The 20,249-nt window shown below is 62.4% G+C and carries 21 protein-coding genes and 3 tRNA genes; 1 reads left to right on the plus strand and 23 read right to left on the minus strand.

The genetic code is table 11. The annotated features are described in order from the left end of the window. Nucleotides 1-73 precede the first annotated feature (73 nt). The 8 genes from K9L28_04005 to K9L28_04040 form a co-directional block, all read right to left on the minus strand. Entirely contained in the window at nucleotides 74-1,318 is a 1,245-nt protein-coding gene (locus K9L28_04005; GenBank protein MCF7935486.1) for a hypothetical protein, read from the minus strand. A 13-nt stretch (nucleotides 1,319-1,331) separates the two neighbouring features. Then, a complete protein-coding gene (locus tag K9L28_04010; GenBank protein ID MCF7935487.1) occupies nucleotides 1,332-3,020 on the minus strand; it encodes a BamA/TamA family outer membrane protein in 1,689 nt (562 codons plus the stop codon). A 110-nt stretch (nucleotides 3,021-3,130) separates the two neighbouring features. Beyond that, nucleotides 3,131-3,811, minus strand: coding sequence for a hypothetical protein (locus tag K9L28_04015; GenBank protein MCF7935488.1), 681 nt, complete (start codon nucleotides 3,809-3,811; stop codon nucleotides 3,131-3,133). A 63-nt stretch (nucleotides 3,812-3,874) separates the two neighbouring features. After that, nucleotides 3,875-4,507, minus strand: a complete 633-nt coding sequence (locus K9L28_04020; protein ID MCF7935489.1) for a sigma-70 family RNA polymerase sigma factor — start codon at nucleotides 4,505-4,507, stop codon at nucleotides 3,875-3,877. Between the two features lie 42 nt (nucleotides 4,508-4,549). Then, a complete protein-coding gene (locus K9L28_04025; protein ID MCF7935490.1) occupies nucleotides 4,550-5,203 on the minus strand; it encodes a histidine phosphatase family protein in 654 nt (217 codons plus the stop codon). A gap of 168 nt (nucleotides 5,204-5,371) precedes the next feature. Next, nucleotides 5,372-5,446 (minus strand) — tRNA-Thr (locus K9L28_04030). Nucleotides 5,447-5,454: 8 nt separating this feature from the next. After that, a tRNA-Glu gene (locus K9L28_04035) sits at nucleotides 5,455-5,530 on the minus strand. A 5-nt stretch (nucleotides 5,531-5,535) separates the two neighbouring features. Continuing rightward, nucleotides 5,536-5,611: transfer RNA gene (locus tag K9L28_04040), tRNA-Lys, on the minus strand. A 208-nt stretch (nucleotides 5,612-5,819) separates the two neighbouring features. On the opposite strand from K9L28_04040, the gene K9L28_04045 reads away from it, so the two are divergent. Beyond that, nucleotides 5,820-6,578 (plus strand): UDP-2,3-diacylglucosamine diphosphatase, encoded by a 759-nt coding sequence (locus K9L28_04045; GenBank protein MCF7935491.1) that lies wholly within the window; start codon nucleotides 5,820-5,822, stop codon nucleotides 6,576-6,578. 145 nt (nucleotides 6,579-6,723) lie between these two features. Here the strand turns inward: K9L28_04045 and argH are convergent, their stop codons facing one another. The 15 genes from argH to K9L28_04120 all read right to left on the minus strand — a co-directional run bounded on the left by argH (nucleotide 6,724) and on the right by K9L28_04120 (nucleotide 20,248). Continuing rightward, nucleotides 6,724-8,142, minus strand: a complete 1,419-nt coding sequence (gene argH, locus K9L28_04050; protein MCF7935492.1) for an argininosuccinate lyase — start codon at nucleotides 8,140-8,142, stop codon at nucleotides 6,724-6,726. After that, on the minus strand, nucleotides 8,142-9,071 hold the full coding sequence (locus K9L28_04055; protein MCF7935493.1) for a phosphatase: 930 nt from the start codon (nucleotides 9,069-9,071) through the stop codon (nucleotides 8,142-8,144). Before K9L28_04055 ends, argH begins: the two co-directional genes overlap by 1 nt. After that, a complete protein-coding gene (locus K9L28_04060; GenBank protein MCF7935494.1) occupies nucleotides 9,007-9,609 on the minus strand; it encodes a DUF501 domain-containing protein in 603 nt (200 codons plus the stop codon). Before K9L28_04060 ends, K9L28_04055 begins: the two co-directional genes overlap by 65 nt. A gap of 91 nt (nucleotides 9,610-9,700) precedes the next feature. Further along, nucleotides 9,701-10,105 (minus strand): S1 RNA-binding domain-containing protein, encoded by a 405-nt coding sequence (locus K9L28_04065; GenBank protein MCF7935495.1) that lies wholly within the window; start codon nucleotides 10,103-10,105, stop codon nucleotides 9,701-9,703. A 112-nt stretch (nucleotides 10,106-10,217) separates the two neighbouring features. Further along, complete coding sequence (locus K9L28_04070; GenBank protein MCF7935496.1) at nucleotides 10,218-10,859, minus strand: hypothetical protein; 642 nt, start codon at nucleotides 10,857-10,859, stop codon at nucleotides 10,218-10,220. Continuing rightward, complete coding sequence (locus tag K9L28_04075) at nucleotides 10,852-11,412, minus strand: hypothetical protein (GenBank protein MCF7935497.1); 561 nt, start codon at nucleotides 11,410-11,412, stop codon at nucleotides 10,852-10,854. Before K9L28_04075 ends, K9L28_04070 begins: the two co-directional genes overlap by 8 nt. 32 nt (nucleotides 11,413-11,444) lie before the next feature. Beyond that, nucleotides 11,445-11,744: a hypothetical protein gene (locus K9L28_04080; protein MCF7935498.1), complete on the minus strand. Its 300-nt coding sequence runs from the start codon at nucleotides 11,742-11,744 to the stop codon at nucleotides 11,445-11,447. 24 nt (nucleotides 11,745-11,768) lie between these two features. Further along, entirely contained in the window at nucleotides 11,769-13,361 is a 1,593-nt protein-coding gene (locus K9L28_04085) for a FapA family protein (protein MCF7935499.1), read from the minus strand. A 14-nt stretch (nucleotides 13,362-13,375) separates the two neighbouring features. After that, nucleotides 13,376-14,128: a FliA/WhiG family RNA polymerase sigma factor gene (locus tag K9L28_04090; GenBank protein ID MCF7935500.1), complete on the minus strand. Its 753-nt coding sequence runs from the start codon at nucleotides 14,126-14,128 to the stop codon at nucleotides 13,376-13,378. 4 nt (nucleotides 14,129-14,132) lie between these two features. After that, nucleotides 14,133-15,218, minus strand: coding sequence for a hypothetical protein (locus K9L28_04095; GenBank protein MCF7935501.1), 1,086 nt, complete (start codon nucleotides 15,216-15,218; stop codon nucleotides 14,133-14,135). A gap of 31 nt (nucleotides 15,219-15,249) precedes the next feature. Beyond that, nucleotides 15,250-15,714 (minus strand): chemotaxis protein CheD, encoded by a 465-nt coding sequence (locus K9L28_04100; protein MCF7935502.1) that lies wholly within the window; start codon nucleotides 15,712-15,714, stop codon nucleotides 15,250-15,252. A gap of 29 nt (nucleotides 15,715-15,743) precedes the next feature. Then, nucleotides 15,744-16,364, minus strand: a complete 621-nt coding sequence (locus K9L28_04105) for a chemotaxis protein CheC (protein ID MCF7935503.1) — start codon at nucleotides 16,362-16,364, stop codon at nucleotides 15,744-15,746. Between the two features lie 13 nt (nucleotides 16,365-16,377). After that, nucleotides 16,378-18,453, minus strand: coding sequence for a chemotaxis protein CheA (locus K9L28_04110; GenBank protein MCF7935504.1), 2,076 nt, complete (start codon nucleotides 18,451-18,453; stop codon nucleotides 16,378-16,380). An 8-nt stretch (nucleotides 18,454-18,461) separates the two neighbouring features. Further along, entirely contained in the window at nucleotides 18,462-19,556 is a 1,095-nt protein-coding gene (locus tag K9L28_04115; protein MCF7935505.1) for a chemotaxis response regulator protein-glutamate methylesterase, read from the minus strand. Continuing rightward, nucleotides 19,553-20,248 (minus strand): PilZ domain-containing protein, encoded by a 696-nt coding sequence (locus K9L28_04120; protein ID MCF7935506.1) that lies wholly within the window; start codon nucleotides 20,246-20,248, stop codon nucleotides 19,553-19,555. Before K9L28_04120 ends, K9L28_04115 begins: the two co-directional genes overlap by 4 nt. Nucleotide 20,249: the final 1 nt, after the last annotated feature.

Below are 20,249 nucleotides of genomic sequence, written 5' to 3' on the forward strand. Positions count from 1 at the left end.
CACCGCCGACCCGAGCTGCAATATCGTCAAGCCGCCAGCCCTGTCTCTCTCTCATTGGCCTCTCTGATCCTCCCTACAGATTTCCAACCGCCCGGATACAGAGGGTATCCTCGTCGCGCTCGTCGAAGTAGAGCTCGAAGGCGGTATGCTCCGATGTCCGCCAGCCCACTGCACCGTTGGCCTCGCCGTTTTCGCTGTACCGCAGCCAGAGGTAGGGCCGTCCCCGGGCTCCGTCGTACTGCACTCTGTACCAGTAGCCGCCGGGGTTGCTGGACCACTCCGCACCAAGCCAGAGACGCCGCATGGGATACCACCGCAGGCCCCAGCGTGTTTCCAGGGCGAAATCGTCGAGCTCCGTCAGCCATTCCCCGTAGAGCTCGGCATCCCAGCCGGACCAGAACTGTGCCTTGTGGCCCAGATGCACCCCCACTTCGGGATAGTGTTCGTCCGTGCCGGCGAAGGCGGCTGCCCAGGCCCATATGGTGTAGCGACGGCTCTCCACCTGCACCTCCAGACGGGAAATGGTGTCTGGTTCAAAATGAGGGGTTACCTCGGACTTGGTCTTTCGCACCAGTTCTTCGGACCCCATGACAGCCCTGACCCAGGCCCCGATGTCGCTGCTGTGCCGGGTGACCCAGGGCAGCGGCAATCCCGCAAGGGGGGAGAGCCGCTCCAGCACATCGTCACGGAGCTCCTCCTGGAACATCAGCGGCAACGTGGTGGAACGGAAGCGCGGCAACAGCGCCAGAAGCAACGGCGGTTCGGGGTGCAGAGCGATCCGCAGTTCCGCGGAGTGCTGCTCCCGGATATGCACCGAGGGCGTGATCCCCCAGCCCGGGAACACCGTCTCGCCCGCCTCGCCGACGGCCTCCCGCAACGCCCGATCGGCCCAGCCCAGCGCATCGACGGGCAGTGCCGCGACAAGCCCCCAGACGCGCCGCTTCAGTATGGCGGCATCCCTCCGGAACCAGCGGAGGACACGGTCTTCCAGTCCAGGGTTGTCCACCGACACCCACCAGGTCGGGGGCTCGGTCTCCGGCTCCAGCAGGAGGCGCAGGTTCTTCCCGTCCACAGAGACCTCGGGCACACGGTAGCCCTGAAACAGTCGGCGGCTGACCATAGCCGCCAGACGCTCTCTCCCCGATGAAGAGCTCTCCTTCCGGCGGATCTGCTGCCACACCGCCTCGGCGCTCTGCTCAACGGAAGGCAGGAGCCATTCGGGCACCCCCTGCACCTCCACGGCGGCCTGCGCCGGCGCCGTCACAAGAAAGGCTGCGACAAGGGCCGCCGCAGCCTGGAGCGCTCCTATCCCGCGCATCACACCAAAGATGCTAGAACATCTCGCCGAATCCAAAATGGGTCCTGGTCTCCTCATCCCCTTCGGCCACATCCAGCCGGAGGTTGCCGATGGGCGTCACCACGCGGAACCCGACGCCGAAGGCGTCCTTCAGCGTTCCCAAATCGAACTCCTTGCCCACATCGGTGTCCCAGGCCATGCCGGAGTCGTAGAAGGCGACCACCGAGAAGGCATCCTTGATGGGCAGACGGAACTCCACGTTGGCGAGGAACATCTCGTCGCCGGCGAACTCGTCGTCCCTGTAGCCCCGGAGATCGTTGTTGCCGCCCAGGAAGTACTGCTCGGCCCAGGGAACCGATCCGGAGGAAAAACCCGAACGAACCCGCGCGGCGAAGATGGGCGGGTTGTCCTCGTTCACGTCCTCCAGCTGGCCGATATCGATGTACTGCCCGAGGCCTGTCACCGGCTTGTAGTAGCGGGCGTCCAGCCAGTACTTGGTGAAGTCGAAATCGCCGCCCAGGGCCTCGAAGGCCTTCTCCACATTCAGCGACTCCTCGTCGCCGTCGGGGTAGCTCAGGTATTCGTCCAGCGTGGAGCGCTTCAGCTGGCCGGTAAGGGAGAAGGTCTTGCCGCCCAGGAGCTTCTCCCGAACGTAGTAGGGATCGAAGTCGCCGGAGGTAGCGGTGATATCCGTATCGTGCCAGTCCACCGTCACGTACCAGCTCAACTGGGGATTGCCGCGGAACTTCTTGCCGGCACCCACATACATCCCCTTCTTCTCCTCGTCGTATTCGAACTGCCATTCGCCGTCTTCGTAGTGATTCATTTCCTCCCAGTTGCGCTGGTAGACACCGACCTTCCAGGCGTAGCGGGTCTCGTCCATGTAGGTGTCGCTGTAGCGGGCCCAGTACTCCTCCCGGTCGCCGAGCTCGAAGCCCACTCCGAGGGTGTGGCCCAGTCCCTGCCAGTTGGTGTCCTCGTAGCCCACACCACCGCTCCATCCGCTGGAGGAGCCGTGTCCCACCGAGAAGGTGACGCTGCCGGTGCGCTTCTCCTGGACGGTCAGCACCAGGGTCACCTGGCTGGGGTCTTCTCCGGGTTCGAAGCCCACATTGACATCCTCGAAGTACCCCATCTGCTGGAGTTTGTTGAGGGAGTGCCGGAGTATCTTTGAATTGAAGAGGTCCCCCGGCTCCAGCTTGATCCGCCGCCGGATCACGTCGGTCTTGGTCTTTTTGTTGCCCTGGATGATGATCTCCTTGACCTTTGGTTCGATAATCTGGACGCTAATGATGCCGTTTTCGACCTGCACATCCCGCACCCGGACCAGAACGTAGCCCGCATCCTGGTAGTGCTCCTTGATGCGCTGCAGATCATGCTGGAAAAAGACTCTGTTGAACACCGTCCCGGGCGACGAAAAGACGATCTTCCCCAGCTCCTCGTCGGAGAACGCGTCGTTGCCCCGGAATCGGATGTCCTTGATGGTGGGGTTCTCCGTCACCTGGAAGGTCACCGTGACGCCATCCGGGGGCTGCGGCGTCAGTTTCACATCCACCACGGAAAAGTAACCGAGTTCGTAGATGGCCTCGACATCCTCTTTGAGCTGCTCCCGGTCGAGCTCCTCGCCGGCCTTGGTCTTGACGGCGCTCACGATATGGCGGGCCACGACGTTTTCGTTCCCCTCAACGTTGACCTCGGTAACGAGAGGGGCTGCCGCTGCAATGTCCGCACAAAGCAGAGCGGCGCCTATCACTACGAGTCCTACGAGTACGAGTGGTTTTTTTCTCACCCGCCACTCACCCCTTCCTCAAACTTGTCGTTTCGGCGATCCCTCTACGGGTTCGACTCCCGCACTACCTCCATCGCCGGCCCGCGGAGCACCCGTTCGCCGAGCTGCACCAGCGCCAGCACCTCGCCTGCCGACGGCTCATCCTGCGGGGCCGCCGGTTCGCTTTCCAGCGCCCTTCCTTCGGCCCGGAAGGTCCTTCCGCCGTCGCTCTCCGCGGAGGTTTGTCCGCCGCCCGGTCCGGCCTGGGCCGCAACCGGCGTGTTCTCCTCCTCCGCCTTCTCCTCTTGCACTGCAGAGGCGGTCTGCTGCTCCGGCGCGACCTCTCCGGAGCGGGCCGCCTGCCTGCTCAGCCCCTCGCGGATGCGCTGCAGGAGCTGCTCCTCATCCTCCGTAACAAGGACGAACCGCCTCTGTTGCGTTTCATGGCCGTCTTCGGCGGCAGGATCCCTCTCCCTGTGGCGGGTTGTTTCGGAGAGCGGAACAGCAATCGCCAGGAGCACAATCAGGGCGATCCCCGCACCGCGGAGCACCGGGCAGATTGCCGCTCTCCGGGGTTGCCCGCTCTCTCCCTCGGCGGCCGCACGGCGGGCCAGTTCGTCCCGTACTCGCTGCATCTCTGTCCGTGCGCATTCGATCTCGGCGTAGGCCCTGGACCACGATTGATGGTGCACCGCCCGGGTACACCTGTCAAGCCACTTCCGTACCCTCTGCAGATACCGCTCCATCAGCGCCCGTCACTCCCAAAACGAGATTGTACAGAGTGATCCCGTACAATTCATTATCACACACTAGCCGCCTGGAGTGGCCGAACCGGCCCCGAGGAGATGACGCAACTTGACCAGCACCCGGCGTTTGAGGCGGTGGAGATAGCTGACATCGATGCCGCACTCCCGGGCATACTCCTTTGCCTGGGCTCCCTCGAAGAAGAGCTTTCTGATGATGGCCTCCTCCCCCTCCGAAAGCGCCGCCAGACTCTCGCGCAGCGAGAGAACCCACTCATCGGGCACCTGCTCGGCACTGCGGCAGGAGGAGAGGTAGTCGCCGGCCACGGGTGTGGGTGCTCTGGCCTCCACACGCTCGAGATAGTTGAGCATCCTCCCTCTGATTCTGTGGTACGCAAAGGTGCTGAATCGCGTCCCCCGATCGGCGTCGAAGGCGTCGACGGCACCGATCAGGGCCAGCATTCCCTCCTGGGCAAGATCCTGCCGGCAGCCGGCCGGAGCCTTGAGTTTCCCCAGAAACCAGAAGACCAGGGGACGGTACGCCACGATCAGCGTCTCCCGGGCGTCCTCGTCTCCTCTCCGGAGGGCATCCCACAACAGGGACTCCTCTACCGGCGGGGAACCGGAGGACGCACTGCTCTCCTCCGCTCCTTCATGGGCATCGCACTGCCGATGTTCCACCACGATCCCAACCCCCATCCACAGTAACGATACTATTGTAGCAGCATCGGAGATGAGAAGCTATTGGGGAATAGGGAGCTCGTGGGCTCTACTCCCCGGCACCAGCGTATGCAGCCGATCGTTCCAGAAACAGAGACGCCAGCTGCAGGGGCTCTCTTCCACTGCGGTGATGGAACAGTTGTCCAGACGCATATGCCAGACCTGAGAAGGCCGGAAGCCGATCAGCGACACCAGTGCCGCCCGGATGCTTCCCCCGTGCCCCACCAGGACGATCCGTCCCTCGGCGGAAGAGAGCAGCGGCGCGATCGCCTTGCCGACACGCCTCACCGCTTCCTCGAAGCTCTCTCCACCCGGTGCGCGGACCGAGGAGGGATCGCGCTTCCACCGCCCATGCATCTCGCCGTAGCGCCGGGTGATCTCGTCGGCGGTCAGCCCCTCCCATTCACCGAAGTCCAGCTCCTCCAACCCCGGGATCATCGCCACGGCAGGCCCCGATGCCGCCGCCCCGGCAATGAGCTCGCCGGTGCGGGCCGCTCTGCCCAGGGCACTGCTGTAGATGGCCTGGGGATGCCACTGCGCTAACCGCGCCCCCAGCCGCCGGGCCTGCTCCTCCCCTGTCGGGGAAAGCGGTACGTCCGTTCTGCCCTGGTACCGCCGCTCGGCGTTCCATACCGTCTCTCCGTGGCGCACCAGTAGCACTGTCTTTGTCCCCATCTGTCATCCCTCCTCGCGGCATGGTCCTTCCCGGAGCGATCCTCCGACCTCTTCGCGCCTCTGCCGCGGGGAGAGGCGGACCAGGTCGCCCCGGGCCACAGACACAAAGAGAATGCGGGATATGCCGCAACATAAAAAAAGCCACCCCGAAAGGTGGCTTGCTTCTGCTGGAGCCGGCAGGCGGACTTGAACCGCCGACCTGCGCATTACGAGTGCGCTGCTCTACCACTGAGCTACACCGGCAAAAACGATGGCGGTCCCAACGGGATTTGAACCCGTGTCGCAGCCTTGAAAGGGCTGTGTCCTGGACCACTGGACGATGGGACCGCAACTGGTGAGTCGTCTGGGATTCGAACCCAGGACACCCGGATTAAAAGTCCGATGCTCTGCCAGCTGAGCTAACGACTCGACTCGTGAGCGGGAATTACTATAACGGGGGTTGGGAGACGTGTCAAGGTGGGAGGGGTAAAAAAGGCCAGGTAAGGGGAAAACAGCGTTGCGGCCCCCACAGACAACTGGGACAGACAGAGAGTTTGTGGTACAAAGGAGAGCGCCACAGGCGCTCCGGGAGTCGAAGCATCCCTCCCGGATTCATCAGCCAAGAAAGGACAGTGCAATGCAAACCTTCCGCTCGATCTTTCTTTCGGACACACATGTGGGAATACGCTGGAGCAAGGAGGAGATGCTCGCCGAGATGCTGGAAAGCGTCCAGTGCCGTCACCTCTACCTGCTGGGAGACATCATCGAAGGATGGCGGCTTCGGAAGAACAAGAGCCTCCCCCAGGCGGGCAACACCATCCTGCGGCATATCCTGAAGCATTCGCGGGAGAGCAGCATCACCTACATCCCCGGCAACCACGACGAGTTCATGGATGTCTTTACGGGCTACACCTTCGGCAATATCAGCATCAGGGAACGGGACGAGCACACCACCGCCGACGGTCGCCGGTTCGTTCTTCTCCACGGAGACGAATTCGACCTCGCCGTCCGCTACGGCTACCTGCTCTCCCGATTCGGCAATGTGGCCTACAGCGGCACCCTCTGGCTCAGCGCCTTTCTCAACCGTTTCAGGTCGCTGCTCGGGATGGAGTACTGGTCGCTGGCGCAGTATCTCAAGGATCGGGTGAAAGACCGGGTCACCGCAGCCAGCGACTTCGAGAACGCCCTGGTCGCCGAAGCCCGCTACCGCGGCGCCCAGGGAATCATCTGCGGCCACATCCACCGCCCGTCACTGCGGGATATGCAGGGGCTGCGCTACGGGAACTGCGGCGACTGGATCGAACACTGCACCGTTATCGTAGAACGCGAGAACGGACATCTGGAGTTGATGCAGTGGAAGGACAGCGAAACCGGACTGGTCCCCTACCGGGATTGACCCGGCAGGCCGCAATCACCTTGCCGGCGGCGTCACCCCAAAGCAACCGCGGGGAGATCCGAGCGATGCAATCCGGATACCCCCCGCGCTGTGAGAGCCGATCGGAGGCCTCCAATCGGCAACCGCCCGTGATGCCGGGGAACGGCTAGTCCAGAGCGTTCCCCACCTGATCGCCATATTCGCGGCACTCGGCGGCATACCGCTCCAGGCGCTGCCTTGCGACACCGGCGGAACGGCGCACCTCCCCCGGAGCGGTGCCGCCGGGAAGACTCCGCCTCGCTACAGCCGACTCGATACTCAGGATCTCCATGAGATCCTCCTCCACCTGCGGGATCAGCTTCCGCCATTCGGCAAAGGTCAGGCTGTCCACACCCTTTTCATTCTCCCGACACCAGCGGACGGCATTGCCGACCAGCTCATGGGCTCTTCTGAAGGGCACCCCCCGGTCCACCAGATACTCCGCCACATCGGTGGCCAGGGTGAAACCGCCCGCAAAACCGGCCACGGCACGCTCCCTGTCGATGGAGATGCTCGCCACCACGCCGGGAAGGATGTCGGCCATCTCCGCGCAGTTGTCCAGCGTCCGCCAGAGCGAGCGCTTGTCTTCCTGGAGGTCGCGGTTGTAGGTCATGGGCAGCCCCTTCACCAGCATGGCAAGGTCCGCGTAGTTGGCCAGCCCCTGGGCGGACCTGCCGCGCAGCAGCTCCAGCACATCGGGGTTTTTCTTCTGGGGCATCATGCTGGAACCGGTGCAGAGCGCATCGGGAAGGTCGAGCCAGCCGAACTCTCTGGTCATGTAGATGATGAGATCCTCGGCCAGCCGGCTGACATGCACCGAGAAGAGATTGGCGAAGTGGTGGACATCGAACTGGTAATCCCGCTGGGCCACAGCGTCGAGGCTGTTCTCGGTGATCCCGGAAAACCCCAGCTCCCCGGCTGCGTAGCTGCGGTCCAGAGGCAACGTGGAACCCGCCAGAGCCCCGGAACCGAGAGGGCACTCGTCGAGGCCTTCCAGCGCCTGCAACAGGCGGCGGAAATCCCGCAGGAAGCACTGTCCGTAGGAGAGCAGGAAGTGGCCGAAGGTGATCGGTTGCGCCTGCTGCAGATGGGTGTAGCCGGGCACCACCGTGGTGGCCTCGGCCTCGGCCTTGTCCAGGACAGCCGTCAGCAGGAGCTCCAGCCGATCGCCCAGTCGGCAGAGCTGAGACTTGAGATAGAGGCGCACCGTCGTCGCCACCTGATCGTTCCTGCTGCGTCCGGCGTGCAGCTTGGCCCCCAGCTCGCCGCACCGCTCCGTCAAGCGCTGTTCCACGTTCATATGCACATCCTCCAGGGATTCCCTGGGGACAAAATCGCCCCTTTCCGCTTCTTCCGCAATGGACCGCAGTGCCTCCTCAAGGGTGCGGCACTCGCCGGGCGTCAACAGACCCACCCGGCCGAGCATCCTGACATGAGCGATGCTCACCTTGATATCCGCACCAACCATACGCCAGTCGAGATCGAGAGACTGGGTGAAGCGCTGCACCCTGGCATCGGTCTCCTCGGAAAAACAACCCTTCCACATCACTGGTTCACCTCCATTTCGTTCCGCATACGAACCTGACGGACCACTCGACCCTGCCGGGCGACGAGTTCCATCACCATACCCCAGAGCAGCCCGGACTCGCTGTGTCTGAAGGACGTCTCGCCGGCCAGCGACAGCAGGCGCTCCACCACCACGAGTCCCGGCAGGATGATGTCCGCCCGCCGTGGATGCAGCCCAACGACATCCCTCCGCTCCTCCACCGTCAGGCGTCGCATCCGCTCAATCAGCGCTTCGACACCCTGCAGGGGGATAACGGCGCCGTGGATACGCGCCGGATCGAAGTCGCGCCAGGGGATCTCCGCCAGCATCATGGCGATCGTCGACGAGGTGCCGCCCACGCCGGCAAGCCCGCCGGGCCTGAATCCCGACGCATCCAGGGCGGCGTCGACGGTCCTCCGTATCGCCGCAAGATCCTCACCGCAATCGCCCAGGAGCCGCACCGCTCCAAGGGGCAGCGAAACGGCCTCTTCCGCTCCGGCAAGCTCCAGGCTGCCTCCGCCGAGATCGAAGACCGTCTCCACATCGCCCAGCCCAATCCGGACCGCCCTGTACCCAAACCGGGCTTCGTCCTCCCCGGAAAGGCGCTGCAGCGGTATCCCCGCGGCCTCCGCCAGCCGCTGTTCGGCAGCATCGGCATTCTCCGCACTCCGGAGCGATTCGGTGGCGAAAAAGACCCGGTTCTCCCGGGGGACACCCTTCCGGTCGAGATGGTCCACCGCCTCCCGGAGCGCATCGAGCGTCCGCTCCAGCGCTTCGTCTCCGATACGATATGCCCTTTCGGAGAGCCCCTCGGTGATGCGGGGCGTCCACAGCCCTCCATCGACAAAGGAAAGGGTCTCCCCCTTACGGGAGAGAATCAGTGTGCGCAGTGAATTCGATCCTAGATCGATCGCTCCGTAGCGGGACATCGTCACTCCCCTCTTCGCTGTTCCACAGGCAGGGGAAGGCCCCCGGATCGGTGCAACAGAGGCCGCCCACCTGACTCCGAAGCCGGAACGCCGCGGGATGCCGGCCCATGCCAAGCCAGGACGCAACCTGCAGATGCAGGCATTTCACGGCGATCCCGCCCAGCCGATAGTCGATCCCTCCCACGCCCCTCCGCCGGATACCTCTGTATCTGGAGCGATCCCGTCTCTGGAGAAAGGCGCGCCGTCCTTTTTCCAGGAGCGCAAGACGCACCAGGGCATGGCAGCGGTGATAGCGCCGCCATGCAGCGGCATCGGCCGCGACCGCCCTCTCCAGCTGAGCTATGCCGCCTTCGGTCTCCAGCTCGCCGCAGCGCCTGCAGAGGTAGGGGCAGGTGAGCCAGAAGGTGGTCGGGAACGGTGTGTCGCGGTAGACCGGGGCGACAACCACCACCTGCGGCGCCCCCCATCGGCAGCGACGCGCCACACCGACCATCGGTGCCGTGTCGAAACGCTCCCGCTTCCGCTGCTGTCGTTTCACACAGTCCCTGTCCGACAGCGAAGGCAGGGCGAAAAAAAGGGGGGGACACCCCCCCTTTGGTACCACCGCGCCCCCCGCCAACGCAGAGGGGCTACTTTTTGCTGCCACGCTTCTTTGCGCCCTTACCGCTTGCCTTGCTGTTAAGCGTTGTAAACTTTTCGTCGCTGTCTTTCATGAAATTGGACAAACGCTTCTCGAAGTCATCGTCATCCCTGGGACGCTTCTTCTGGGGCTTCGGCTGCAACGCCTTGATGGACAGGTCGATACGGCCCTTCTCGTCGATCTTGATCACGCGGGCGCGCACCTTTTGTCCCAGCTCCAGCACATCCTCCACCTTCTTGACAAATCCATGCGAAAGCTCCGAGATATGCACCATGGCCTTCTGGCCGCCAGACAGCCGCACAAAGGCGCCGTAGGGCGCCAGGTGTTCCACCGTACCTTCGACATCCGTTCCGACACTGATCTGATCCTTGGGATCGCTTTTCTCTTCAGCCATTTCCTCTGTCAACCCTCCAGATGATAGACAGGCATTACCCCGCTTGTGCACCCTTCCCGGCATGCGCACTTCCTTTGATCGACCTGACCCGCACTCCGGCAGTACTCATCGTCTAGCGGCCGGAAGAACCACCCCCAGCCCTGCCCCTGGGGCGATTTTCCAGCCACTGCCAGGAGAGAGCAGGGGTTGCGCCACCTTTGCGCAACAGCAGAAGGTGGTAGGAATCCCAGGAACTACAGTACGGATCATACCAGCAGTGCAGCGCCCCCTCTTCCTTGTTCAGTGCACTCCTGGTCACCGCCTTCCGGATCACCGGCGAGAAGATCCCCAGGAGCACGGCGTTGCGGAAAGAGGGCCTCCCGGCCAGATAGTGGATACGATTCTGCCGCCGCTGCGGCAGCCTGGAAAGCAGGCCGACAGCCTTGTGCACCACCGGCCTGCCTGACTTCAGCGCCTTCTCGCCGTGAAGCTCGGGAACAAAGGTGCCGGGCGGCCGCCCATGCACCTGAGGCACAAAGGTGGGGAATTCCTGCCGCCCCCCTTTGACACCGCTCCGCTGCTGGATCTGCAGCCCCTTTTTCCCCAGGGACCTGCTCTGTATACCCAGCTGGTTGACCACCGAGGAACGCCCCAGCCTCCGGATCATATCGGGACGCTCGGCACACTCTCCCAGCTTCCGCACCGTCACGCCACCCATAAAGAGCCTGCGCAGGGCCTCCAGAATCTTTCGGGAGAACCGTTCGCCCTTACTCATGGCTCCCCTGCTCCTCGTAGACGATATCCATGGCCTTCCGTATCCGTGCAAAGGGTTCGAGGAGATCCATGGTCTCCGCAGCCTCCTCCAGCAGGGGAACCACGGTATCAACCTTCCCCAGGTCGCCTTTGGGAAGCCTCAATCTGTAGGGAGCGCTCATGGAGGTCAGCTGCACCAGATAGAGGCCGTCCTCGGGCTGTTCCATCCGGTCGCCCACGTTGTCGAGCGGTTTGTGGGTGCTCTCCTGAAGCATGGCCACCGGCTGCTGGGTCACACCCCGCAGCGGCCCCAGGAGCTCCCTGGAAGAACAGAGCCACAGCGCCGGAGCAAGCTCGATCGCTTCCACCAGATTCTTCAGGATCACCTCTTCGCGCAGGTAGACATCCAGCGCTCCGCCGTAGAGCACGCGCTCCAGCTTGGTCGGTCTGATGGGATCGGTGTAGCGGAAATCCCGGGGGATGCCCCGCAGGTCCGAGACAAGGGCTGCTCCGTGGTAGACCTCTTTATCGTCCTCTTCCAGAAAGAAACCGAGTAACTGTGACTGTTCACGCATGATTCGTCCTGCCTCCGGCTCTCCCTGTGGATTCACGCATAGAAATCGAGATGGCTGTCACCCTCCGCCCCTTCTTCATCCTCCCGGCCTCCGTGACCGGAACGGTTCCGGCCGCCGGCTTCCTGTCGGCCTTCCCGGTCTTTCCTGATCATGTTTTCCGAACCGGACTCGTCACCTGCCTGTACCTGTCTGGCCCGTTCACGCCGCTGTTCGTCGATCTCTTCGTCCTGTGCGGCCTGCGAAGCCATGGCAGACGGATCTCTGCTGTTCTGCTGCTGGGCAAGATCCTCCAAACGCAGAAGCGTCAGATTCCATTCAGTGGGATGCAGCATCCCCCCCACCCCCTCACTCGTCCGCTACCGCAACGGCTGCGGTTTGACCTCCCCCTCATGGTAGACAAAGGAGATCGAATGCATGTCTTCTCTGACCAGGTATTTGACCCCCCGTATGGCAATGGAGGTACCGGAGTGCACCGTCCCCCGGACCTCGACCTTGCCCTCCTTGCGGGCACCCTCGATCTCCTGCTCCAACGTTTCCAGCTGCTTCGCGATGTTTTTCTGCTGCGCCTGCAGCTGGAATTTGGCGCGGGTCAGCTTGAGCATCACCTGCCGCTTCTTCTCGTCCAGCTTGCCCAGCGATTCGATCTTTTTGAGGAAGGTCAGGTTGCCGGAGATCTCCGAAAGCTTGCCTTCCACCTCCTCCTGGTTACGCTGGAGGGTTTCGTACTGCTCCTTGAGCTTGGGCGGCTGGCCCACGACAACCTCGGTCTTGGTTCCCATATCGTTGCCCAGGGTCTCGCAGCGGACACCGCGGCCGGCCTGGACCTTTCCGCCGACAATCAATCCCTTGCCGCCCTGCACGGCATCGATGGTGCCTTTGGCGCCGATATCAGAGTGCATGATCGCTTCGGCGACAAAGATGTCCCCCTCGCTCCGAACCCAGGCCTGCCCACAGTAGGTGCAGATGATATTGCCCCTCGCCTGAATCCGCCCTCTGGACATCCCGCGGATACCGCTCTTCAGGGTCACCGTTCCCTCACAGGAGATGGTAGCTCCCTCTACGACACCGTTGACGATGATGTTGCCGCCGGCGGTGACGTCAAAGCCTTCGCGGACCGTTCCCTTGATGGTGACATCGCCGACAAACTCGATGTTTCCGGTGCTGTAGTCCACGTCGCCGGGCACCTCGTAGACCGGCGAGATATGCACCTTCCCCTCTTTCACGGAGACGTGGCCGTCCATGGCGGTGTAGAGATGCAGTCCATCCTCGGAGAGGGTGGTGTTCTTCCCCGCCGGTATGGACTTATCCTTGGTCTGGCGGGCCTTGATCGGCTTGCCCAGCACACTGGTGCCGTCTTCGGCGGGAACGTGGGGGATCTTTTCCACCAGTTCCTGTCCTTCCAGGACGTTCACGACCGTCCCGAGATTCTTCATGTCCACCCTGTTCTTGTCGATCTCCTTGGGCCTGGCCGGGTTCGTCTCCACCTTGTAGACAAACTCCGTATCCTTCCCCTCTTTCGGCGGCTGCCCCTCCGCGACGGTGACCCACTGATCCGTCAGGCGCTCATCAACAATACGCTGGAGCGCATCCTCCTTGACGCCGAAGGTCACCCCCTGCTCCTGCAGGGCAGCCTTCAGTTCGTCTACGGTGGGCCAGGGCTTGCCAAGAGGCCGCAGCATCCTGAGCTCGGCCCGCAATCCATCCTCGCTGATGCTCACCTCGATGTTGGCGGGCCGATCCAGATCGGGCCGGCGCTCGGCGATGCGAACCGGCTCCCCGCTCCGTTCGTTCACCGCCTCCAGCAGCGCGTCGTTGTCGTAATCCTCGATCTCGCGGTCCGTGACAAAACGTATGGCATCTGTGAGCGTCAACTCTGCATCCGGAGCCACCTGCAGGAAAACCCCTTTGTCGGTCACCGAAAGCGAAAGAGACTGATCCGCGGAACTCATGGGCGATCCCCCTATCACTCAGGTTTGAGAAAAGCACGGACAGTGGCCAGTGCTTTCCCGTGGATTTGCGACACTCTGGATTCGGTCACCCCCAGGGTGATCCCGATTTCTTTGAGGGTCAGCCCTTCCTGATAGTAGAGGGCAAGGACCAGCTGCTCACGTTCCGAGAGCCGCGTGAGTGCATCCTGCACATTGGAGAGCGCCTCGGCGTGTTCCACTCGATCCTGAGCGGAGGGCAGGTCCGACATCAGTGTATCGGCCTTGCTCACCTCGCCTTCGTCGTAGGGAACAGTCTCGTCAAGGGAGGTGATGTAGCTCCGGCTGGACACCTCGAGCAGCTCTCTAAAGGCAGTCTCGTCCATTTCAAGACGCTTCATGAGCTCCTCTTCCGAAACGGCTCCGTACTCCTGGAGGAGTTCCTCGGTCACGCGCTCCAGCCGCTGGAGTTTCTCCCGGCCGGTCCTGGAGATCCAGTCGTACTTCCGCAGTTCGTCAAGCACGGCACCGCGGATACGCGGAACCGCAAAGGTCTGGAACGAAAAGCCCCGCTCCGGTTCGAAGCGCTCGATGGCATCGAGCAGGCCAATGGCGCCGAAACTCAGCATATCCTCGTAGTCCAGGCCGGGAGGCGCCTTGACGGCCATCCGGCCGACCACAAACTTCACCAGAGGGAGATAGCGACGCACCAGCGCCTCGCGCCGCACCTCGGTCCCTTCGCTTCTATAGGCATCCCAGAGGCCTTTGTCGGGCCTGTCAGGCATCGGCATCCTCCTAGAACAAGAATCTATAGATAACAAAAATAAGAACCGCCGAAACCGCCAGGATGACACCCAATCCGATCAACTGGGGCGGAGGGCCCTTCTGCTGCTTCGTTTTGACCTCGCCGGCCGTCACGGTAGAAACCCGCAGATTGGGCGAGAGATTCATGACGCCGATCACGCCTTCGGTGACCGCCAGCTCCACATACATATGTCCGGTGGCGGTCCACTCTGCAGACTGCACAGGGAAGGTAGGCCGTCTTCCCGTCCTGGAAAAGAGCCTCCCGATCATCTTCCCCAATCCGCTGGAGTTGTCAAAGGTAACCTCCACAACATCGCCCACGTTGATCTCGCTGACCGCCTTCCCCTGGACAGGATCAAGAACCGGCGCACAGACCACCCGTATATTGCCGAGCGCATCGCTGTGCTGTTTCTCCTCTTCCGCCTGCGGTTCTTCCTCCGCTTCCTCCTGCTTCATCAGCCCGGACATATCGAGACGTGTCTTGTTGAAACGCTCCAGGTGGAGATCCAGGATAACCTCCATGCGGAAGGCGTCGCTCAAGGACTGTTTGAGCTCCTCCCTGAATCTGTCGAAGGCCTCCTCATCCTGAAAGAGCATATTCACTGTCGTCGGCGCCATCTGGTGCTGGAGAATCTGCTGGATCGATTTGTAGAGAATCCTGTCGGGCATCGTCGTAATGCCGTTGATCGCCGTACGGACGGCCTCCCAGTTCGCCTTGATCGTGAAGCCCGCGGGAAACTCCGCGTAGCCCACCCAGAAGACACTGTTCAGCCACTCTCCGCTGTGTCCCTGGGCCAGGATACAGAAGGCGCCCCTCGCTTCGCCCCGCTTGCGCGGTTCGAACCGTCCTTTGATGGCGATATAGGAGGGGGCCAGTGTCTGGAGCACCGTCGCCGCCTTTTCGGGGTCATACTTCAGCCCGTCAAGCATCGTATTGATCATGTCAGGCGATGTGTGCAGCATCTCGGAGAGGTGCCGCACCGCTTCTGCCTGGGTGCCCGCTCCCGGCTGCGTTCCCTGTTGTTCGTCCTGTCGGTTGTCCTGCGACTGTGTCGTTTCGTTATTGTCCGGTCCCACTGTCCCGCTCCCGATCTCCGATTGTGTCGCTCTAAAACTCTTCTACGCCCATACCCAGGGTCTTGATCTTCAGCACCCAGCCGGGAAGGACAAACTCGATGCTCCTCCCCTTGCTGCCCCCTATCTGCTGCACCTCGATGTCGATTCTGTGCTGATTCAGGAGGGCGACAACAGCCTCGCCGTTCTTGGCACCCACCGCCAGCAGTCCCCCCTGCTTCCCGGGAACCTGAAACATCTGCGCACCGCCCGCCATCTTCGCCTTCAGACGGGAGCGTTTCCCCCCCAGCTGCTCCAGCTGGCGGATCAGTTCGGGAACCGCCGTATCGGCGAACTTTCCCAGCTTCGGCGGGTTCGCCATACCTCTACTGTCGGGCAGCATGATATGCACCAGTCCGCCCACCTTGGCCGTGGTGTCGTAGAGAGCAAGCCCGATACAGGACCCCAATCCCAATGTAACAAAGGTTGCAGGCGCCTTGGACGCCACCAGATCACCCATACCTACGTGTACCGCCTGGGGCACGGGACTCACACCCCCAATTTTGCCAGCAACGCCTCGAGGGAACCTGGGTCGGGAACCATTACGACCGTCCCTTCGATCGGCTGGTCGACATCCTTGACGTGAAGGTGCGTCCGAACAAGGAGCGCGGTATCCCCCATCACACCAAACATAGCCGCAACCACATTCATGATCGCCCCAAGCATATCGTGCGCAACCGCGGGCACAGAGGCCGGCAAGGTATAGCCGGTGAGCATGGACAGGGCGTTCAGGAAGGCTCCAAGGATCATGTTCCCCGACTCGGAGAGCGCGCTGTCCTGCATCTGCGCCTGCTGATCCTCCGACAGATCGCCGAGATCCATCGATATGAGCAGTTCCGTCAGATTCCTGGCCTCCGCCTCGCTGGTAATGAAGATAAGATTGCAGGAAAAATCGCCTTCAACACGGATCAGCACCGCCGACGCCAGATCCTCCGGGGCGCCCAGGGTGTTCCCGATCTCGTAGATCGAGACGAGCCCGGCCACCGGCACATCCATGTCCACGGCGCGTCCCAGCATCTGGGAGAGCGCCGTAGCGGCGTTCCCGGCTCCGATATTGCCCACCTCGCGGATCGCGTCTATCTGCAGCTGCGAGAGGTCTCCCCACTCCATAGCCTATCGTCTCCTAGCCGGCTTTTCTGGTGTACAAGGACGTGGCGTCCAGGATAAGCGCCACATTTCCATCCCCCAGGATGGTGGCGCCGGAGACACCCCGCACCTTGGAAAGAAGCTTGCCCAGCGGTTTGATCACGATTTCCTGCTGGCCGATGAGATCGTCCACGATCAGTCCCACTCGTCCCCGGCCCGCCCGGACAACCACCACAGGGAAGATGTCCTCCTCCTTCCGCATGCTCTCCGCATTGAGAATGGTGGAGAGGTCACGCAGAGGAAGGATCTCGCCCCGGACATTGGTCACCGGTGTCCCGTGGGCATGACGCACCTCCCTGGTTTCCACGAGGAGGGTCTCCTCCACATTCTCCAGGGAGATCGCGTAGGTCTCTCCCCCCACTTCCACGAGGAGAGCCAGCACGATGGCGAGGGTGAGGGGCAGACGGATCACCACCCGGGAGCCCTTGCCCACCTCGGACTCGATCTGGAACTGGCCGCCGAGCGACTGCACCTTGCTCTGTACCGCATCCATCCCCACACCGCGCCCGGAGAGATCGGTCACCTCGCTGGCGGTACTGAACCCCGGGAGAAATACCATTCGGATCGCCTCGTCGTCGGTCATGTTCTGTGCCTCTTCCGAGGTGACAAGGTTTTTCTCCACGGCCTTCTGTTTTACCTTTTCGGGATCGATGCCCTTGCCGTCGTCTTCCACCTCGATGATGACGCCGTTTCCTTCCTGGTACGCGGCGATGTACAGACTCCCCTCCTGGGGCTTGCCCGCCTCCTTGCGCTTCTCCGGCATCTCGATACCGTGGTCCACGGAGTTGCGGATCAGGTGGACCAGGGGATCGCCGATCTCGTCGATCACCGTCCGGTCCAGCTCTGTTTCCTTTCCTTCCACCGTGAGCGAGACCTTCTTGCCCATGTTCTTGGAGAGGTCGCGCACCAGGCGGGGAAATTTGTCAAAGACAAAGGAAACCGGCACCATCCGCAGCTTGGTCACCAGCTCCTGGATCTCGCTGGAGATGCGACCCAGCTGCGAGAGCGGCTCCTCGAAGGCTTTGTATTCGGCCTCGATGGCCAGCCGCTCGATCCGGGCGCGGCCGATCACCAGCTCTCCCACCAGATTCATGAGTTTGTCGAGACGGCCGATATCCACCCGAACGGTCTGGCCGGTGCGCTTGACCTTCTCCTTGGCCTGTGCCTTGGCGTTGGCCGGTGTCGGCGCCTCGGCATCCTGGGGCGCCTCCCGACTGGAGGAGGCCTCTTCGCTCTGCTTTTCGCTTCCCGCGGGCTCGCCGGGCGCCTCGGGCTCCGCAGATTCCCCGCCGGCCTCCCTGGAGGCAAGCTCCTCGGGCTCTTCAACGGCAACCTCGGCGATCTCGCTGATCTTGCCGATGCTCCGCCGTACCCGTTCTTCCTGCTCGTGGGTACCGATATAGAGCACAAAACTCCGTCCGAAGGACTCCTGCTCAAGCTCCTCCACGGGCGGCGCCGTTTTGATCAGCACCCCGAAATCGCCGGCTTTGGAGACCACCATATAGGCGCGGGCCGCCTTGAGCATGCACTCTTCTTCCAGGGTCACCGTCACCCTGAAGACATTCATCCCCTGTTCGTGCGCCTCGGCAAGCCACTCCCGCTCCTGGGGGGTGAGCTCCTCGTGAACCGCTTCGGAATCCGCCCCGCCTCCGCTTTCCTCCTCCTCGTCTTCCTGGGAAAGCCGCTTCTTGATGGTCTCCTTGAGAGGAGCGCTGTCGTAGTCGGCGTCACTGCCCCCGCCCCGTATCCCCTCCACCATTTCCGTCAGGAGATCGAGGCACTGGAAAAGAAGCGAGATATCGTCCTCACCCAGTGCGAGTTCGTCATTCCGGACACGGTCCAGCATATCCTCCATGGCGTGGGTCAAGGAAGACATGCGTTCGAACCCCATCGTGGCGGACATCCCCTTGAGGGTGTGGGCAACCCGGAATATCTCCTGGATGATATCCTTACTTCCCGGTTCGTTTTCCAGATTCAGAAGCAGATCGTTCAGGCTTTGCAGCTGATCGGCAGCTTCGTCGAGAAACGCACCAAGATACTGGTCCATATCCATATTCATGACTATCCTCGTCCCCCAACTTCTGAATTTTTGCCGGCCACCCCCACAAGCTCCCGCAGTGAAGGTCCTATCTCCTGCAGAGGAAGCTGCCTGTCCGCGGCACCGGCCTCGGCGGCAGAGCGGGGCATCCCGTAGACGACAGCGGTTTCACTGGATTCGGAAAACACATACCCCCCACGCTTCCGGATGGCGAGGGCCCCCTTGGTTCCGTCCCGTCCCATCCCTGTAAGAATAACACCTACTGTACCATCTCCGTAGACATCGGCGGCACTGACAAAGAGGATATCCGCCGCCGGTTTCACCGAATGGAGCGGCGGACCGTCGGAGAGAAGGCAACGCATCCGCCCGCCGACGCCCCGCTCTATCATGAGATGACTGCCCCCCGGCGCGACGACGGCGGTTCCCGGCCCAACCTCCATCCCTTCTTCGGCAAGCCGCACCTGCAGCGAGCAGAGTGAATCGAGGCGTCGGGCAAAGGACACGGTGAAATCTCTGGGCATGTGCTGGACAATCGCCACCGGCACCGGGAAGTCCTCCGGCAGATCGGGGAGCACCCGCTGGAGCGCCCGGGGGCCCCCTGTGGAGGCGGCCATCACAAGCAGGGTCACCTTCCTCTTTTTGGGAACCGCCGGCGGCCGGATCTCCGGCGGCGAAGGCTTCGGCTCCCGCACCAGCACACTGGAAAGCGTGGACACCTGGACACCGGCTGCCGCAATCACCTTGCCACGCAGCTCGTCGGCCACCTTATTCATGTCCAGAGAGATGGTCCCCGACGGTTTGGGGACAAAATCCACAGCGCCCGCCGCCAGCGCCTTCATGGTGATATCCGCCCCTTTGTGGGTCAGGCTGCTCACCATGATCACCGGCGTGGGCCGGTCACGCATCACAGACTCCAGAACCTGCAATCCGTCCCGCTTGGGCATCTCCACGTCCAGGGTCACCACATCGGGCCTGAGGGCCTTGATCTTTTCCAGCGCCTGCTCTCCGTCCCGCGCCTTGTCGATCACCGTGATCCGGTCATCCCCGCCGAGGATATCGCCGATGATCTTCCGCATGAACGCCGAATCGTCGACCACAAGCACCCGAATGGGGTTCATGACGACCCCCGCCCGCCTGCCAGGAGTTCCTGCTGCCGGATGTACTGCTGCAACCTTTTGCTGACCGCCACCGGCACCACGGTAAAGGCCACGCCCACGTCCTGCATGCCTTCCTCGTTGGGCTGGGGAACCCACATGGCCCTGCCGAGCACCAGGAAGGGCGATTCCTCGATGTTCAGCGTAAAAAGACCCATCTCCTCTTTCTGGAAGATGCCGTCGGTCTTGCCGTGGCTTTTGTGCTGCAGCCGCATCCCGCCCAGGCTGATATCCAGCACCTTCCCTTCCTTCCAGCTCCCGGAAAGCGGCTTCTCGTCTTCCCTGGAGAGATTGTAGAATCGGCTTTTCATCAAACAGGGCACCCGAACAAAGGCCCGGCGCTGGTGTTTTTCCACCTCGCCCACAGGCCGTACCCACAGGAGTGGCAGATTCCCGCTCAGGTCGCTGCGCACCACCTCGGCCTTTACCCTGAGCGGAGTCGGGTCCCCCTCTACGGTGACCTCCAGGGTAACCCCCCGGTAGAGACGGAGCAGTCCCCCCTTGTACATGGGATGGGCGAGCGCCAGGAGCCCCTCGCGGATATCTTCGAGGTCGGAGATGTACTGACCCTTGAACAGGCCGGTCTGCATCTCCAGGGTAACCTTGTTTTTGATGCGTTTCAGGAACTTGGACTCCAGATTGCCCCTTTTGGCCACG

This window comes from Synergistales bacterium, assembly GCA_021736445.1.
In the GTDB taxonomy this organism is placed as follows: Bacteria; Synergistota; Synergistia; order Synergistales; family Aminiphilaceae; genus JAIPGA01.

Coding starts and splice junctions, on each gene's coding strand:
- K9L28_04005 (MCF7935486.1), bottom strand. CDS start 1,318: ATGCGCGGGATAGGAGCGCTCCAGGCTGCGGCGGCCCTTGTCGCAGCC.
- K9L28_04015 (MCF7935488.1), bottom strand. CDS start 3,811: ATGGAGCGGTATCTGCAGAGGGTACGGAAGTGGCTTGACAGGTGTACC.
- K9L28_04020 (MCF7935489.1), bottom strand. CDS start 4,507: ATGGGGGTTGGGATCGTGGTGGAACATCGGCAGTGCGATGCCCATGAA.
- K9L28_04025 (MCF7935490.1), bottom strand. CDS start 5,203: ATGGGGACAAAGACAGTGCTACTGGTGCGCCACGGAGAGACGGTATGG.
- K9L28_04045 (MCF7935491.1), top strand. CDS start 5,820: ATGCAAACCTTCCGCTCGATCTTTCTTTCGGACACACATGTGGGAATA.
- argH (MCF7935492.1), bottom strand. CDS start 8,142: ATGTGGAAGGGTTGTTTTTCCGAGGAGACCGATGCCAGGGTGCAGCGC.
- K9L28_04055 (MCF7935493.1), bottom strand. CDS start 9,071: ATGTCCCGCTACGGAGCGATCGATCTAGGATCGAATTCACTGCGCACA.
- K9L28_04065 (MCF7935495.1), bottom strand. CDS start 10,105: ATGGCTGAAGAGAAAAGCGATCCCAAGGATCAGATCAGTGTCGGAACG.
- K9L28_04070 (MCF7935496.1), bottom strand. CDS start 10,859: ATGAGTAAGGGCGAACGGTTCTCCCGAAAGATTCTGGAGGCCCTGCGC.
- K9L28_04075 (MCF7935497.1), bottom strand. CDS start 11,412: ATGCGTGAACAGTCACAGTTACTCGGTTTCTTTCTGGAAGAGGACGAT.
- K9L28_04080 (MCF7935498.1), bottom strand. CDS start 11,744: ATGCTGCATCCCACTGAATGGAATCTGACGCTTCTGCGTTTGGAGGAT.
- K9L28_04085 (MCF7935499.1), bottom strand. CDS start 13,361: ATGAGTTCCGCGGATCAGTCTCTTTCGCTTTCGGTGACCGACAAAGGG.
- K9L28_04090 (MCF7935500.1), bottom strand. CDS start 14,128: ATGCCGATGCCTGACAGGCCCGACAAAGGCCTCTGGGATGCCTATAGA.
- K9L28_04100 (MCF7935502.1), bottom strand. CDS start 15,714: ATGGGTGATCTGGTGGCGTCCAAGGCGCCTGCAACCTTTGTTACATTG.
- K9L28_04105 (MCF7935503.1), bottom strand. CDS start 16,364: ATGGAGTGGGGAGACCTCTCGCAGCTGCAGATAGACGCGATCCGCGAG.
- K9L28_04110 (MCF7935504.1), bottom strand. CDS start 18,453: ATGGATATGGACCAGTATCTTGGTGCGTTTCTCGACGAAGCTGCCGAT.
- K9L28_04115 (MCF7935505.1), bottom strand. CDS start 19,556: ATGAACCCCATTCGGGTGCTTGTGGTCGACGATTCGGCGTTCATGCGG.